The following is a 16,205-nucleotide window of genomic DNA, read 5'->3' as shown; positions in this document are numbered from 1 at the left end:
GGTGCCTGCCTCGACGGCTATGAACGGATGTCGAGCTCCCGGTCGCGAGTGCCGGGGGATCGAGCGGGCCGATTGGTCTACATCCCGCGGCATCAATGACGGAGACAAGCTCGAAGCGTCGTTTCGTTCGGCGCGGGCCATGCGCATGGTGAGAACGCGAATGATCGAGGAAACGCTCTATCATGTCGCATTCGAGGATTGGGACGGGCCAGGTCGATGCGCGAGATCGAGGACTTCACCGACGACCGGCTGAAGGCTTGGTGCATCCATTGCGGAGCCCCGGTGGCTGACGTCCCCAACAATCGCGATCATGTTCCGACGAAGTCGCTTCTGACCAAGGAGCTTCGCAAACGAGGCGCGGATTATGACCGCGGCGTCGGTGATGAGATGGATTATCTACCTCAGGTCACGGTCTGCCGTACCTGCAACTCCGGGTTCTCGCCCGACGAGAACTACCTGCTCTGCGTCCTCCATGCCGTCATGGCAGGCAGCCTCTATCCCGACCCGAAGACACATCCTGAAGCTGCCAGCATCCTGCGAAGCAACCGGAACGTCGTCCGCGCACTCAAGCAGGCGCAAGACGGCCAGTCGTCGTTATTCGACGACCATGAGCCGTTCGCCCTCTTTCCGGACGCGGACAAGGTACGGCGCGTCATCGTCAAGAATGCCCGGGGCCATGCGTACCACGACATGGGGGAGCCGCTGAGGGACGAGCCCGACGATGTCGCGTTCGTCCCGCTCATTCGCTTGAGTGCCGAGCAGCGCGAAGCCTTCGAGAAAGCCGGAACCGCCAGCCACCTCGTCGGCTGGCCGGAGGTGGGTAGCCGCCTGACAGTCCATCTCCTGGCCGAAGGACCTATGGTCGACGGCTGGATCACGGTCGAACCGGGGCGTTACCGCTATGCCATCGCCTGGGCCGAGGCTGTGACGGTGAAGACGGTCATATGGGAGTATCTAGCGACCGAGACCTGCTGGTACCGATAGACAACCGGTAACTCGTCGGCAGTTGGCCCGCTTCCGATTCGGCCTTTCTCTCCAACCGCAGGCCGCGAGGGATGGAGGCCTGTCGTACCATACGCCGCGAGGGGTTCATTCATGACTCCATCGGCATTGGGTCAGGACAACGAACGGCGATCACCAACGGAAGCGGCGCAACGGGCGCGTCGTCAGACGACGGTTGGGCGCCATCGGCGGATGCCGTTGCTATGCCGGTGGACGACCGATGCTGGCATGCAGGCAAGTCGGCGGCATCACCGATGCGACTGAGCGTCCTGTGCGCCGGGTGCGAGAAAGCCTCAGGGCGTGCCATCGTATCGGCAGTCGTGCTTCGAGAAGTCGACTTGCTGCCTATGCGCTGCAACGTCTACCTCTGCCGGGCCACGGTCACGTCGAGCGCGTCGAGCTCGCGCCTCCACCAATCCAAAGCATCCGTCAGCACGTCACGAGCGTCGTCGCCTTGCCGGAAACCCTCAAGCATCGGCCTGTAAATGCTTTCACCTATGGAGAGCACGTCGGTCACTTGCATCATCTCGCCGGTCTCGGGATGACGAAGTGTGACCGACACTGCAATGCCGACTTCTTCGGTCGGATGTGGGCCGAACCTGTACTCCTTGAGGATGTTATTACGCTCGCCTTCGATAAAATCCCGGAATATTTCGCAGTCGGGATCGGTTTTCCAGCGTTTGAAAGCCGCGCGGGAAGCTGCTTTAACCGTGGCGTCGGCGCCATCGACTTTGTCCAAAACGTGTCCGACTGCACGAACCAATGCGACGGCGGCGGCCCAGTGGATGCGCCACTTTCGATTGTCTTTCTCGTCCTCAAGCATTTGAAGAGCGATATGACAATCCGCCAGGGCTTCGCGAGCGGCTATGGTCATAGTTCGGCGGTCGGAGTTTCACGTTCGGCTTATCGCCGGTACGATGCATCAAATCGCCATCCAAGGGAATGTCGAAGCCGGGGTGGGATCCCGACTCGACCGGTGGAACATCCCGAAAGTGAGGCTGTCTCCTGCCGAGCGACGTGAACGATAGGGGATCGGTTAGCGGACGCTTCGGGCTTCGAACCCACAGCGCCCGTACTAACGACCGCTAATTCTCCCTAAAATCTGCCATTTCCAAGTTCTTTGGATTTTGGAAAAAATATACTTCAAGACTTACCGCCCGGCCTCTGACGCAAGCAAAAAGTTCGGCTGATCAAATATACTACAAACCTTCTCTAATTGGATGTTTATACGCTATAGATTTGAGGCTATTGTTTTTTAGTGCCTATAAATCTACAGGTGTAGTTATATTGAACTCGACCTGGAAACATTTTTCTCCTATTTTCCTCAGAGCGCCTGATTTCGATTGAGTATTTTGGGTTTTCTCTTAAATATTCATTCAATTTTCCATTGCAGATCTGATCAGCGTTGTGCCCTCCTCCAACCCATCCGCTTGTAAATGGTGGAAACTCCACGATTGAAGGCAAATTGTCTTTTGGAAATAAGAACTGATACGCAGCAAATAGCGATCCAATCAATGCTGCCAGAGATGTCATTAAAGAAATTAAAAATATTATTCTTTTAGATTTGTCTTCGAAATTCAAGAGATTGAACAACATCACTTTCCCCCAATTATGTGGATCACGACATGGGGAATCATCTCAAAGTGTATAATTATGAACATCAATGCTGAAGAGATTGTCACAAAAATTGAAACGACAAATAATGAATAATGCTCAATCCATGACTTCAGAGATACAATTTTGCCTTCTAAAAGTTCTGTACCATATACGGCTCCAGAAGCCGCTACAAACATTGCACCTAGGGTTGAAAGAAACAATGGAAATATTATAGCCTGCCACTGAGAAGGCATAGTCATAAAGTTTTCACCGAGCAATCTCTGATTTTCAGTAAACTCGTAATATGATGATGTGCACAGAGCGGCGGCAGCCCAGCCGAGTTGACCATCTTTGACTAACATCATAAGCTTATAATTGCCGGCGCTGCTGATTTTTACTCTTTTTGGCGTTGCCATTTGGATTAGCAATACTCCTATGACGGGCAACAATAGAGGGGCCAATATGTTTACTGCTATCCATCCCATTCTGGCTGGTTCCGGCGTCGCTCAATTTCCTCTCCTCTTATCCGGAGGAGCCTTGTCGCGCCAACTTAATTTCGTCGCCCCAGGCTTCCCTATCGGCCCGATAGCGCATCTAGTCGTTCCAACTTGTACACCTCCCTTGATTGCGAGAGTCGCAACGTCCGGTTTAGTGCCCTGCCGCTCTCAAACAGACCGGCGGAAATTCACCAGACCCGGTAATACCGGCTTGTACGCTAGAGGGTCGCCCAACGGACGCGCTTGCCCGACGGCGTTCGGGCCGGCCCGCCGGAGTGTGACAGTCGTCTCATTAGACCGGTACGCTGATCCTTTCGATTGAGGGGGTCTAACCGTACACTTTCCGGCATGACGACGATTCTCATCGGCTACGCCCGCTGCTCCACCGATAAGCAGGACCTGACGGCGCAGCGCGCCGCGCTGGAAGCGCTCGGGGTCGCCCCGGAGCGCATCTACACCGACCATGGATTGAGCGGGATGAACCGCGCGCGGCCCGGCCTCGACCAAGCGCTTGCCGCCGCCCGCACGGGCGACACGCTGGTCGTGCCGAAGCTCGACCGTCTGGCCCGCTCCGTCCCGGATGCCCGCGCCATCGCTGATGGCTTGGTCGGTCGGGGCGTCCGTCTCGCCCTCGGGGCGAGCATCTACGACCCGCACGATCCCATGGGCCGGATGTTCTTCAACATCCTGGCGACCTTCGCCGAGTTCGAAGCCGACCTCATCAGGGCCCGGACGCGGGAGGGCATGGCAATCGCCAGGGCCAAGGGCAAGCTCCGTGGCAAGCAGCCGAAGCTGTCGGCCAAGCAGCAGCGAGAGGTGAGGCGCATGCACGACGTGGGGGACCACTCCATTGGTGATCTGGCGGAACTGTTCTCGGTCTCCCGCCCGACGATATATCGGACCCTCGCCAGGAGTACCGGAATGCGCGCTGGCGAGAGCCCTGCCGAGACGGTCACCGGAACGCTGTCATAGCGCTGCAAGGCCGTCGGTTCAGGGGCCTTAGGCGGCCCGGCCTCCTGGAACGGTCGGCGTCGATTATGTCATGTGATCTTGGTTTCGGCTGGGCAAATACAGTCTCGAACGACGACGGCATCGAATAGGTTGGCGAGGTCGCTTGACGGCCCCATCGCTACGTCGTACCAGAGCAGCGTCTGCGACGCAGGCATGCGGAACCCCCAACCCCTCCAGGCTCTGTGGCGGGGGCGGCAACGCTGGACGATGGGCATGAATGCCCGGTGCCGGTACGCCTAGACAAGGTTTCAATTGGCTGTCGCCGCCTTCGACGACGTCGGGCTTGCCCGACAAGTGGAAGGGGGGAGCGCTGGGACCCACGCGGTCCTTGGCACCTCGGATCGACCCCGTAGTCGCGCCCGAGGCTCCGAAGAGCTTCGAGCCTTCGGTCGCCCAGCCAAGGACAATGCCCGTGACCAAAGCCAACGACATCCATATCCTGCCTCGCCCCGTCGAGGCGTTGCCCGAGTACGCCGCCGCGCCTGCGCGGAACAACCTCGCGGCCAAGCTGACCGAAGCCTTCGGGCACTCGGAGCGGGCGGCCCGCGCCCTTGCGAACGCAGTTGTCGATCCGTCCGCCGTCCGGAAGGGTATCGGCGACCCTGCGGCGCCCAACGCGGAGCGCATCGCGGTCCCGGGTGGAACCTTGCTGGGCATCCGGACAACCGTCTGGGCGCGCCGCGTGATGCCGGACCCGCGCAACCCTCGCACCCTCCCGTCCCGGCGCCACCCGTTCGCCGTCGATCCGGGGACTGGCGCGGAAGACTCGAAGTTCCGGCCGGTGCCGGAGCCCAAGTCCCCCGCCGACGCCTCGCTGACCGCGGCCGAACTGGCGGTCGACATCGAGAGTAGCCACCACCTCAACTGGGCTTGCCAGCACGCCGCCGGTTACGTGAAGTCCACGAACGACTGGTCGGAGTCGATCACGTACCAGGGCGTGATGGAGGCGGTCTGGCTCGTGCCGACCACCTACAACCACGAGGACGGTTGCGACCCGGTCACGGCTCTGACGACGGCGGAAGGGTCTTCCCGCATGACTGCCGTCCACGCCCTGCTGGGCCAGCGCTCCGCGGACGTGCCCTACGACGAGCCGGGTCCGAAATTCCGGGCCCGCATCAAGCGCCTGAACGAGGCCTTCGCCTCGGGTCCGACGCAGGAGGATCTCGTCGCCCTCCGTTGCGAGCGGGTACCTGCGCTGCTGATCGTCGGCTTCGAGCCGTTCGCCCGAAGCAAGACGGCTTTCCCGACGGCCCTCCGGTCCCTCGTCGCCCTCCGGCACGTCGACCCGCCCACGCCTTGGGGCGACGGGCCGGAGAACGAGGCCCTGGCGGACGAGGTGCTCGACGAGCTCGCGCGCCGTTCGCTGATCTCGGCGACTGAGGCCGCATACTATGCAGGCTCCTGCACGAAGGCGGAGGCGCGGGCGGCCCACCTGTCCGATGACCCGGCGGAGCGCGCGGCGGCCATCGTCGGGTTGTTCGCCAACCCAGACGGTCGGTTCCGCGAAGCAATCCGCGTCGCGGTCACCAGCCAGTCCTCCCGCAAACGGGTCAACCAGCGCCTGTCAAACGAGCTTGCGACGGCTTTGGTGCTCCGGGCCTTCAACGGCGACGCGACGAAGGTGGATCAGGCCCGACGCTACTTGCGCCATGCCTTCGGCAAAGCGGTTCATGGTGGCGAGTGGGCGGTGACCGGTCGCACCACCGACCAATTGGTCGATGACGCGATGGCGGAAATGCGCGCCTCCATCGCGGCGGGGACCCCGGACGAGCCTGGCCCCTCCTCGCTGGAGTTGGCGGTCCGGGCCGCCTACCCCTTGGTCGTCGATGGTCGCCTGAGCGCCGACCGCGGGACCGCCAACAACGACCAGCCGGATCGCCGGACGCCTGGTGAGGTGCTCGATGTCATGCGTCAGTCGCCCCACGGCATCCATCAGCTCGGCCAGGCGCTGCGCGACTTCGCCGCCGGCGTCTCGATCCGGGCGGTTGACGAGGACGGTCGCCCGCGTGCCCTAGAGGATGGGTCCGGTGACATGGCCGTGAACGACGTCTTCCTGCGGGGCGAGTTTCCGCCCCCCGGTAAGGCGAAGTCCCGGCGCCCGGGGGATACGCCGACTGACCGGTACGACAATGCCGTCGGGGCGCTCGCGGACGCCATGGATGCGCTGCGGACCGCGTTCGATGGTTTGGTCGCCGTGACGGGTGATGACGGTCGGCCACTCGTGGACGTCAAAGGCGTCGACCAGCGTGCCTGCTCCGCCTGGCGTGACGTCCTGACGACCGTTCAGGATGAACTGGTTGTGTGGTCCCGTACCCATAAGCGGGTCCACGGTGCGGCGAAGGCCCAGCATCGGGACCAAGCCCGCCCGGGCGACGAGGTCGAGGATGCCGATGCGGCCAGCGAGTGGGACCGGGAGGCTGAAGCGGCCGAGTGATCTGGTTGTTCAGCCTCGCCGGCACGGTCTCAGTCGGCGAGGCTCTTGACGTCAATGAACGGCGGTTCCTTTCCGGGGGCCGCCGTTTCGTTCTGGGCGTTGTGACGGCATGCGGTCGCTCCGGCCTCCATTCGAAGTCGGCCTAGCTGGTCAGGACGCCGATCAAGGCCCCGTAGGTGGGGAAACCGAACGAGATTCGTTGCGGAATCATGCTCGATTCCGCAACGGCAGGCTGGGCTCGGCCACCACGCCGCTCCTTGTCTCCCACCGCATCACCAAGCACTCGCCGGGCTTGACCTCGATGCCGCCTTCGATCCTCGCATCGTCGCCTTCCATATGGATGCGGAAGCCCATGTCCCCCACCCACGCCGTGACGCTGCCGTCGGCATGGCAACGGATCTCCGTGAGAAGATCCCGAAGTTCCTGCGCGGCGGCGGCACGGGCGGCGAACCTTTCCTTCTCCGGTAGGTCCCGGGCTCCCTCCACTGCAGCGAGAACGCCGTATCGTTCGGCTTGCGAAGACGTCGGCACCGCGGCCCTGGCCGCACGTCGCGCATCCGCCAAGGCCTCGTCCGCCTGCGCGAGTTCGGCCTGACGCTGGATCAGCCGGCCATCGAGCCGCGCGCCCTGCTCGATTGCGTCGATGAGGCGGTCGACGATGGCGGCTGCCTGATCGCGAACCCTCTCGGCCGTGGCCAACGCCTCGTTCGCCGGCGAGCCCTCCTGGGGCGGCGGGTCTTCCGCGAGGATCGCCCACGACAGGACTGCGCGCTCCAGCGGTAGGTAGCGTGGCCTGCTCTCGTTGCCACAGGTACCGTTGCGGTTGCCCGAGCAACGCAGGCAAGGCGTGCTCCGGGGACCCCTGTCGCGATAGTTCATCGGCTTGCCGCAGGCGTCGCATACGGCGAGCGCGCCGAAAAGGTTTGAAAGGACCGTCCCGCGCCTGCCGCCGACGTTCCCCTTGCCCGGTCGCGCCCGCTTGTCCGAAGCCTTGCGGGCGCTTTGCCAGAGCTCGTCCGAGATCACCTGCGGGTAATAGTCCTCAATGGGGTCGCCAACCGGGATGCGGCGCTCGATCCTGACACCGTCGACGACCCTGCGCTCGACGGTGCAGGGCTGGAAGCGGCCGATGAGGGCCTCGTTGTCGGTGAACTTGGTCACTGTCCCGCCGTGCCACTCGCGGCCATGGCCCCAGGGCTTCTTTCCATCGGCATTGAGGCGCCGGGCGATCTTGTCTCGGCCGATGCCGGCGGCGAGCTCGCGCAGCATGCGCTCTATCAGGTCGACGCGGTCCCGGTTGACGATCCAGTCGGTGCCGTCCTCGGACACCGAAAGCCAGGTCGGGCACTTGCGCGTCAACTTCTTGCTGCGGTCGGCCCGCTTGCGGACCCACGCCCCCCGCAGGGTCTGGACCTTCCGCACGCTTTCCTCGTGGGCGCGCGACATCACCGCCAGCGAGACGATGAGCTCGGTCCAGTTCTGGTTGATGCTCTCCTCGCTGTAGATCCGATCGTCCCCTAGGGTCGCGATGACGATGCCGGCCTCCAGGATGTCCATGAACACCCGGAAAGCCTTGAGGACATGGTCGCGCGATAGGCGGTCAAGGTTCTCGACGAGAAGGTAGGAGCCGCGCGCGACCTCTCCCGCCTTCACCTTGCGGAGGAACGTACCCAGCGCGCCTTTCTCGATGTTCGCTCGGTCGAACGCGGAGACGCCGAGGTCGCGGAGGGTGTCGTCGAGCTCCAGGCCATGCTTCGCGACGAACTTGTCCCGCAACTCGATCTGGCGGGTCTCGCCGTCGCCCTGGAGCTGCTTCTCCGAGGACAGGCGGATGTAGGAGTAAGCCTTGACCGGGAACATGGCCCAAACCCTGGACCTCGCCGCCTTGCCGGTCAACCTTCACCTAGACACAACGTGGTAGATTCCGGCGGCGCGCAGCGCATCGTTGGTCGCCGGGCCGATGAGGCCGCGCTTGCCGGTCACCAGGGCCGCCGCCACCGCGCCCGCCTGGCCGCCGGCGGCCTCCGCGATCCGGCGGGTGAGCCCGTTCCGGGCCGCGTCGAGCGTGGCGGCGAGCCGCAGGCGGAGGGGCAGCGGCTCGGTCGGCGCCCGGATCGTGACCGCCCCGACCAGGGAGCCCACCGCGCCGATCCCCTGGAAGTAGGCGTCTCGGGCAAAATCGTAGCCTCCGGGCCGGGCCGCCTCCGGGGGAGGCAACAACCGGGCGGTGGCGGCGACGACGTCCCCGGGAAGCGGGGTCGGCGTCTTGCGGAATGACACCCGCACCCGGGCGGGCCGCGCCTCCGGCGCAAGGCCGGCGAAGCTCTCCACCCGGATCAGCAGCCGGGCGCCGACCTCGCGCTCGTCCAGGGCCTCGACCGTTCCGATGAGGGGGCCGATGGTGGTGCGGGTGAGGACCGGGGCGGCGACCTCCGAGACCCGCCAGGCTGCCGCCGCGAAGCCGAGGAACGCGGCCGCCACCGCGAGCACCGCCGCCAGCGCCGCCGGGCGCGCGCCGAGGAGCGGGATCGGCGCCAGGGCAAGGGCGGCGGCGACAAGGGGCGCGGCCAGGCTCGGCGCGCCGTCGGTCGCCGCGAAATAGACCAGGATCCCCCCGCCGAAGGCCACCGCCAGCCAGGGGAACAGCCGGCGCTGCTCGGCGTCCCGGGCGAGGCCTTCGGCCACCCAGTGGCGGATGACCGGGAGGGCGGGCGCGCGGGGGCCGGCCAGCGCCACCGCGCCGCCCGCCAGCCTCGCGCCGATCCGCCGCATCGCCGCCGCCCCGTTCCGCGCGACCTGTCTCGGGGCCGGGCGATTCTGCGGGCGATTCTTAACGCATCCTCCGGCTCGTGCTACAGCCGGTGCTTCGTGCTACGGGCGCCCTGTCGAGCCCCTCGCCGCTCCGCCGCCCCTTCGCCGTCCGTCGCGCTCCGTCCGCGACCAGCCCCGGAACATACCGGACCGATGTCCTCAGCCGTCGTCACGCGCTTCGCCCCCTCGCCCACCGGCTACCTGCATATCGGCGGGGCCCGCACGGCGTTGTTCAACTGGCTCTACGCCCGCCACACCGGCGGCAAGATGCTGCTGCGCATCGAGGATACCGACCGGGAGCGCTCCACCAAGGGCGCGATCGACGCGATCCTCGACGGCCTGTCCTGGCTCGGCCTCGACTGGGACGGGGACGTGGTGTTCCAGTTCGCCCGGGCCGAGCGCCACCGGGCCGTGGCCGAGGAGCTGCTGGCGGCCGGCCGTGCCTACCATTGCTATGCCACCGCCGAGGAGCTGACCTCGATGCGGGAGACCGCCCGGGCCGAGGGCCGTGCCCCCCGCTACGACGGCCGCTGGCGCGACCGCGACCCGTCCGAGGCCCCCGCCGGGGTCAAGCCGGTGATCCGCCTGCGCGCGCCGACCGAGGGCGAGACCGTCGTCGAGGACGCCGTCCAGGGCCGCGTGACCTGGGCCAACAAGGACCTCGACGACCTCGTCCTGCTGCGTTCGGACGGGACGCCGACCTACATGCTGGCCGTGGTGGTCGACGACCACGACATGGGCGTCACGCAGATCATCCGCGGCGACGACCACCTCACCAACGCGGCGCGCCAGAGCCAGATCTTTTCCGCCTTGGGCTGGGACATTCCCCGGATGGCCCATATCCCGCTGATCCACGGGGCGGACGGAGCCAAGCTCTCGAAGCGCCACGGGGCGCTCGGCGTCGAGGCCTATCGCGATCTCGGCTACCTGCCGGCGGCCCTGCGCAACTACCTCGTGCGGCTCGGCTGGAGCCACGGCGACCAGGAGGTCTTCTCCACCGAGGAGATGGTCGCGGCCTTCGACCTCGGCGCGGTGGGGCGCTCCGCGGCGCGGTTCGACTTCGCCAAGCTCGCCAACCTCAACGGCCTCTACATCCGCACCAGCGCCGATGCCGATCTCGTCGCGGCGATCGAGACGATCCTGCCAAATGTCGGTCCCGGGCGCGGCCTGTCGGCGCCGCTGCAGCCCGACCTCAAGGACAAGCTCACCCAGGCCATGCCGGGCCTGAAGGAGCGGGCCAAGACGCTGATCGAGCTCCTCGACAGCGCCTATTACCTCTACGCCCAGCGGCCGCTGGCGCTGGACGACAAGGCCCGCGCCCTCCTCTCCGACGAGGGCCGCGCCCGCCTCGCCGGGGTGCGGCCGGTGCTCGAGGCGCTGCCGGACTGGAATGCGGCCTCGACCGAGGGTGCGGTTCGCCAGTACGCGGAGGACGCCGGCTGCAAGCTCGGGCAGGTGGCCCAGCCCCTGCGCGCGGCGCTGACCGGCCGCACCACCTCCCCGCCCCTGTTCGACGTGATGGCGGTGCTCGGCCGGGCGGAAACCCTTGCCCGCCTGGGCGATCAGGTGCCGCAGGTCTGAAGCCACCGGGCGTAGCCGGGGAACTGCCGGCCCCGGCTCGAATTGCGCTTGGTGGAATTTGCTTGGCGTCGGGGTCGGGTTGTCACCGACCCCGTTGCTGCTGCAGTGCCGTTTGGGTAACCCATGCCTGTGAGCACCCGCAGCATAATGCGTGTGCTCAGGCCCCCGGGACCGACTCGGGCAGCCCGAGCCCGGCATCCGCCACGTCGCCAGAGAAGGGTCCACGATCCATGAGCGCACCCAGCACCATCACCGTGGACGGCAAGTCGATCGAGCTGCCGGTGAAATCCGGCACGATCGGGCCGGACGTGATCGATATCGGCAAGCTCTACGCCCAGACCGGCGCCTTCACCTTCGACCCGGGCTTCACCTCGACGGCGTCCTGCGAATCGAAGATCACCTATATCGACGGCGACGAGGGCGTGCTGCTCTATCGCGGCTACCCGATCGAGCAGCTCGCCGAGAAGGGCGACTTCCTCGAGACCTGCTACCTGATGCTGTTCGGCGCCCTGCCGACCGCCGCCCAGCGGGCCGATTTCGAGTATCGGGTCACGCGCCACACCATGGTGCACGACCAGATGAACCGGTTCTTCACCGGCTTCCGCCGCGACGCGCACCCGATGGCCGTGATGGTCGCCTCGGTGGGCGCCCTCTCGGCCTTCTACCACGACTCGACCGACATCACGGACGAGAGCCAGCGGCTGATCGCGTCGATCCGCATGATCGCCAAGATGCCGACGCTCGCCGCGATGGCCTACAAGTACTCGATCGGCCAGCCGTTCGTGTACCCGAAGAACGACCTCGACTATACCTCGAACTTCCTGCGCATGTGCTACGCGGTGCCGTGCGAGGAATACGAGGTGAACCCGGTCTTCGCCCGGGCGCTCGACAAGATCTTCATCCTGCACGCCGACCACGAGCAGAACGCCTCGACCTCGACCGTGCGGCTCGCCGGCTCCTCGGGCGCCAACCCCTTCGCCTGCATCGCGGCCGGCATCGCCTGCCTGTGGGGCCCGGCCCATGGCGGCGCCAACGAGGCGGCGCTCAAGATGCTGATGGAGATCGGCACCCCGGAGAACGTCGGCAAGTACGTCGCCAAGGCCAAGGACAAGAACGACCCGTTCCGCCTGATGGGCTTCGGCCACCGGGTCTACAAGAACTACGACCCGCGCGCCCGGATCATGCAGAGCACCACCCATCAGGTGCTGAAGGAGCTCGGCAAGACCGACGATCCGCTGCTCCACGTCGCCATGGAGCTGGAGCAGATCGCCCTCAAGGACGAGTACTTCATCGAGAAGAAGCTCTACCCGAACATCGATTTCTACTCGGGCATCACCCTCAAGGCGATGGGCTTCCCGACCGACATGTTCACGGTGCTGTTCGCCGTGGCCCGCACGGTCGGCTGGATCGCCCAGTGGGCCGAGATGATCGAGGATCCGTCGCAGAAGATCGGCCGTCCCCGCCAGCTCTACGTCGGTCCGACCCAGCGCGACTACGTGCCGGTCGACCAGCGCGGCTGAGGCAGGACCACCTGTCCTGTGACGCGAGCGACGGGGCGGCCGAGAGGCCGCCCTTCGTGTTTGCGGGGGCGATCGAACGTCGCCTGCCCGTCCGGCCGCCCTACGACTGGGCGGCGATCCGCGCGTTCCTCGCCAAGCGGGCGATCCCGGGCGTCGAGGCGGCCGATCCCGCGGCGGCCTACGCCCGCACGATCAGCATCGCGGGGCGGCACGGGCTCCTGACGGTGGCGCCCGGCGCGGATTGCCTGCACGTCGCGCTGCGCGGTGTCGAGGCCGGGCACGCCGAGGCGGTCGCGGGGCGCCTGCGCCGCCTCTTCGACTGCGACGCCGATCCCGGCGCCATCGCGGCCTGCCTTGTCGGCGATCCGGTCCTGGCCCCGCTCGTCGCCGCGCGGCCGGGGTTGCGCCTCCCCGGGGCCTGGGACCCGTTCGAGACCGGCTGCCGGGCGATCCTCGGTCAGCAGGTCTCTGTGGCGGCCGCGATCGGGCTCGCGGGCAAGCTGGTGGCGGCGTTCGGGACGCCCCTCGCGGAGCCGATGGACGGGCTGACCCACGTCTTTCCCACGCCGGCGGATCTGGCCGAGGCGGATATCGCCCTGGCGCTCAACATGCCGCGGGCCCGCGGCGCGGCGATCCGGGCGCTGGCCGCGGCGGCTTTGGCCGATCCGGACCTGTTCGCCCCGGCGGAGTCGTTGGAGGCCGCGGTGCTCCGCTTCACGGCGATCCGCGGGATCGGTCCCTGGACGGCGCAGTACATCGCCATGCGGGCGCTCAAGCTGCCCGACGCCCTGCCGGTGGGCGATGTCGGCCTGCTGCGGGCGCTGGAGAGCCGCACCGGGCGTCCAAGCCCGGCGGCGCTCCTGGCCCGGGCCGAGGCGTGGCGCCCGTTCCGGGCCTACGCGGCGCAGCACCTCTGGGCGGCGGACGAGGCGGCTGTGAAGGCGCGGTGATAGGGGTGCTAACCCGTCGCTTCGGCGCCGCCGTCCTTGCGAGCGGAGCGAAGCAATCCAGTCGGCACCACGCTAACGTATGCCGCTGGCCCTGAGTCACTTCGCTGTGCTCGCGATGACGGAGGGGCTGGTCGACCCGGTGCCCCCATGGTCGTTGTGGGGCCATGGATGGCGCCCTACAGGGGGCGGGTGGCACGCACCACGGACCCTTTGCCCGTGACGACAGCCCAGCTCTTTCTTCTGGCGGTTCCGATCGGCGGCGTGGTGGCCCCTGGCGCGCTCTGGCTCGATCAGCGTTCGCGCTCAGACCGTCTCCGAACGAGGTGCGGGTCCCCTCTCCCGAACGGGAGAGGGAGCCTGTCGCGCCTACATGAACGGACGTGCGTATGGCCGTCCTCTTTCAGTCGGCCCCGCTTCAGCGCCCGAACCGCTCGAATTTCGGGAAGCTGCGCGCCATCATCAGCCCGACCTCGGCGCGGTGGCCGAGCCACTTCTCCAGCACCGACGCGTTGGCGAGCCGGCCCTCCGGTGAGCCGTCCTGCCAGGGCAGGCCGTCCGCCAGCTTGAACACGTGCGCGTCGAGCAGCCCGCCGCTGCGGCAGCGCTGGAGGCGCACGCCCTTGCCGCGGGCGAGTTCGGCCACCTCGGAGATCGGGAAGATCAGCAGCAGTTTTTCCGTATTGACCACCGCGACGTGGTCGCCCTCGGCCGGCACCAGCACCGCCGCGGTGGCGTCGCCGTCGAGGCCCAGAACGTTCTTGCCCTTGCGGGTGTTGGCCACCAGCGCGTCGGCGGGCGCCACGAAGCCGCGCCCGTCCGAGCCCGCGATCAGCAGCTTGGTCTCGGGCCGGTAGGGCAGCGCCGCCACGATCTCGGTGCCGTCGTCGAGGTCGGCCATCAGCCGCACCGGGTCGCCGAAGCCGCGCCCGCCCGGTAGCTTCGAGGCTTCCAGCGTGAACACCTTGCCGTTCGTGGCGAGCAGCAGGATCTTCTGGGTGGTCTCGGTGGGGAAGGCGATCTTCAGGGTGTCGTCGCCCTTGAACGCAACGCCCGAGAGGTCGGCGACGTGGCCTTTGAGCGCCCGGATCCAGCCCTTGGTGGAGACGATCACGGTGATCGGCTCGCGCTCGACCAGGGCCGCGGTGAAGTCGATGCCGCCGACATCCGGGGGGCTCGCCAGCGTCGTGCGGCGCTTGCCGAGCTTGGTCTCGGGCCCGAAGGTCTTCTTCACGGCGCGGATCTGCGCCTGGATCGTCTTCCACTGCGCCGGCTCGGAGGCGAGCAGGGCGTCGATCTCGGCCTTCTCGGCGGTGAGCGCGTCGAACTCGCGCTTCAACTCCATCTCCTCCAGCTTGCGCAAGCTGCGCAGGCGGGTGTCGAGGATGGCGTTGGCCTGGATCTCGGTCAGCTCGAAACGGGCCATCAGGGCGGCCTTCGGCTCGTCCTCCTCGCGGATGATGCGGATCACCTCGTCGAGGTCGAGATAGACGATGAGCAACCCGCCCAGGATCTCCAGGCGGCGGTCGATCTGGCCGAGGCGGTAGCGCGAGCGGCGCTGCAGGACGACGCGGCGGTGGTCGACCCATTCCCGCAGGCACTCGGCGAGCCCGATCACCTTCGGCACGAGGCCGCCGACCAGGACGTTGAGGTTGAGCGGGATCCGCGCCTCCAGCTCGGTGAGCCGGAACAGCGATTCCATCAGGATCACCGGATCCACCGTGCGCGAGCGCGGCTCCAGCACGACACGCACGTCCTCGGCGGATTCATCCCGCACGTCGGCGAGCAGCGGCAGCTTCTTCTCCTGCAGCAGCTCGGCCATCTTCTCGATCAGCCGGCCCTTCGGGATGCCGTAGGGGATCTCGGTGACGACGATGTTCCAGGTGCCGCGGCCGAGATCCTCCTTGGTCCAGCGGGCGCGGACCCGGAAGGCACCGCGGCCGGTGCGGTAGGCCTCGGCGATCGACTCGGCCGAATCCACCAGGATGCCGCCGGTCGGGAAGTCCGGCCCCTGCACGAACTTCGCGAGCTGCCCGGACGTCGCCTCGGGATGGTTGATCAGGTAGAGCGCCGCGTCGCACAGCTCGGCGGCGTTGTGCGGCGGGATCGAGGTCGCCATGCCGACCGCGATGCCCTGGCTGCCGTTGGCGAGCAGGTTCGGGAAGGCCGCCGGCAGGACGATCGGCTCCTCCTTCTCGCCGTTGTAGGACGGCCGGAAATCGACGGTGTCCTCGTCGATCCCGTCGAGCAGGAGGCGGGCGACCTCGGTGAGCCGCGCCTCGGTGTAGCGGTAGGCGGCCGGACCGTCGCCGTCGATGTTGCCGAAATTGCCCTGCCCGTCGACCAGCGGGTAGCGCTGGGCGAAGTCCTGGGAAAGCCGCACCAGGGCGTCGTAGATCGCCTGGTCGCCGTGCGGGTGGAAGTCGCCCATCACGTCGCCGACGATCTTGGCGCATTTCTTGTGCGCGGTGTTGGGGTCGAGGCGCAGCAGCCGCATCCCGTAGAGGATGCGCCGATGCACGGGCTTCAGCCCGTCGCGGGCATCCGGCAGCGCCCGGTGCATGATCGTGGACAGCGCATAGGCGAGGTAGCGCTCTTCCAGCGCGGATTTCAGCTCGACGCTCTCGATCCCGTCGCCGGACGGCGGCTCGAAGGGCTGGCCCATGACGGCTCCTGTCTCAGGGCGGGGCCGCCGACCGGCAGCGCCGCCTTTCCGGATGGTTCGTCAGTCCGGGGCACCGAAGGCGAGCCCGGAATCCAGAACCACCGACCCTGTCCGAGGAGGCGGACGAACCTTGCGGGCCGT

General features: G+C 66.7%; 11 protein-coding genes and 1 pseudogene. 6 read left to right on the top strand and 6 right to left on the bottom strand.

Annotated features, from left to right (window positions below; genetic code table 11):
* The first annotated feature begins 216 nt into the window (after positions 1-216).
* Positions 217-984 (top strand): hypothetical protein, encoded by a 768-nt coding sequence (locus A3862_RS21225; protein WP_111473962.1) that lies wholly within the window; start codon positions 217-219, stop codon positions 982-984.
* Positions 985-1,363: 379 nt separating this feature from the next.
* Here A3862_RS21225 and A3862_RS31175 read toward each other — a convergent pair whose 3' ends face one another.
* From A3862_RS31175 to A3862_RS31165, 3 genes are all read right to left on the bottom strand, one after another.
* A complete protein-coding gene (locus A3862_RS31175) occupies positions 1,364-1,876 on the bottom strand; it encodes a hypothetical protein (RefSeq protein WP_124263006.1) in 513 nt (170 codons plus the stop codon).
* 371 nt (positions 1,877-2,247) lie between these two features.
* Positions 2,248-2,598, bottom strand: coding sequence for a hypothetical protein (locus tag A3862_RS31170; RefSeq protein WP_124263005.1), 351 nt, complete (start codon positions 2,596-2,598; stop codon positions 2,248-2,250).
* The gene (locus tag A3862_RS31165) at positions 2,598-3,083 is read right to left on the bottom strand and encodes a hypothetical protein (RefSeq protein ID WP_124263004.1); all 486 of its coding nucleotides are present in this window, start codon (positions 3,081-3,083) and stop codon (positions 2,598-2,600) included. The genes A3862_RS31170 and A3862_RS31165 overlap by 1 nt, the downstream gene beginning before the upstream one ends.
* A gap of 360 nt (positions 3,084-3,443) precedes the next feature.
* Between A3862_RS31165 and A3862_RS21220 the strand changes: the two genes are divergently transcribed.
* Together A3862_RS21220 and A3862_RS21215 are read left to right on the top strand one after the other, a co-directional pair.
* The gene (locus tag A3862_RS21220; RefSeq protein WP_111473961.1) at positions 3,444-4,067 is read left to right on the top strand and encodes a recombinase family protein; all 624 of its coding nucleotides are present in this window, start codon (positions 3,444-3,446) and stop codon (positions 4,065-4,067) included.
* Positions 4,068-4,323: 256 nt separating this feature from the next.
* A complete protein-coding gene (locus A3862_RS21215; RefSeq protein ID WP_124263003.1) occupies positions 4,324-6,540 on the top strand; it encodes a hypothetical protein in 2,217 nt (738 codons plus the stop codon).
* Between the two features lie 207 nt (positions 6,541-6,747).
* Here the strand turns inward: A3862_RS21215 and A3862_RS21210 are convergent, their stop codons facing one another.
* Together A3862_RS21210 and A3862_RS21205 are read right to left on the bottom strand one after the other, a co-directional pair.
* Entirely contained in the window at positions 6,748-8,400 is a 1,653-nt protein-coding gene (locus A3862_RS21210; protein ID WP_111473959.1) for a recombinase family protein, read from the bottom strand.
* 45 nt (positions 8,401-8,445) lie between these two features.
* Positions 8,446-9,312: pseudogene (locus A3862_RS21205) on the bottom strand (DUF4131 domain-containing protein); the annotation flags it as partial.
* Positions 9,313-9,504: 192 nt separating this feature from the next.
* On the opposite strand from A3862_RS21205, the gene gltX reads away from it, so the two are divergent.
* The 3 genes from gltX to A3862_RS21190 all read left to right on the top strand — a co-directional run bounded on the left by gltX (position 9,505) and on the right by A3862_RS21190 (position 13,402).
* Positions 9,505-10,932 (top strand): glutamate--tRNA ligase, encoded by a 1,428-nt coding sequence (gltX, locus tag A3862_RS21200; RefSeq protein WP_043757228.1) that lies wholly within the window; start codon positions 9,505-9,507, stop codon positions 10,930-10,932.
* A 230-nt stretch (positions 10,933-11,162) separates the two neighbouring features.
* Positions 11,163-12,452, top strand: coding sequence for a citrate synthase (gene gltA, locus A3862_RS21195; RefSeq protein WP_012319002.1), 1,290 nt, complete (start codon positions 11,163-11,165; stop codon positions 12,450-12,452).
* A gap of 56 nt (positions 12,453-12,508) precedes the next feature.
* Positions 12,509-13,402: a DNA-3-methyladenine glycosylase family protein gene (locus A3862_RS21190; protein WP_043757231.1), complete on the top strand. Its 894-nt coding sequence runs from the start codon at positions 12,509-12,511 to the stop codon at positions 13,400-13,402.
* A gap of 415 nt (positions 13,403-13,817) precedes the next feature.
* Here the strand turns inward: A3862_RS21190 and parC are convergent, their stop codons facing one another.
* Entirely contained in the window at positions 13,818-16,064 is a 2,247-nt protein-coding gene (parC, locus tag A3862_RS21185) for a DNA topoisomerase IV subunit A (protein ID WP_043381925.1), read from the bottom strand.
* Positions 16,065-16,205: the final 141 nt, after the last annotated feature.

It is taken from the genome of Methylobacterium sp. XJLW, assembly GCF_003254375.1.
GTDB classification, from domain to species: domain Bacteria; phylum Pseudomonadota; class Alphaproteobacteria; order Rhizobiales; family Beijerinckiaceae; genus Methylobacterium; species Methylobacterium fujisawaense.
The sequence above is the reverse complement of the archived record's forward strand: the minus strand, read 5'-3'. Positions and strand labels throughout refer to the sequence as shown.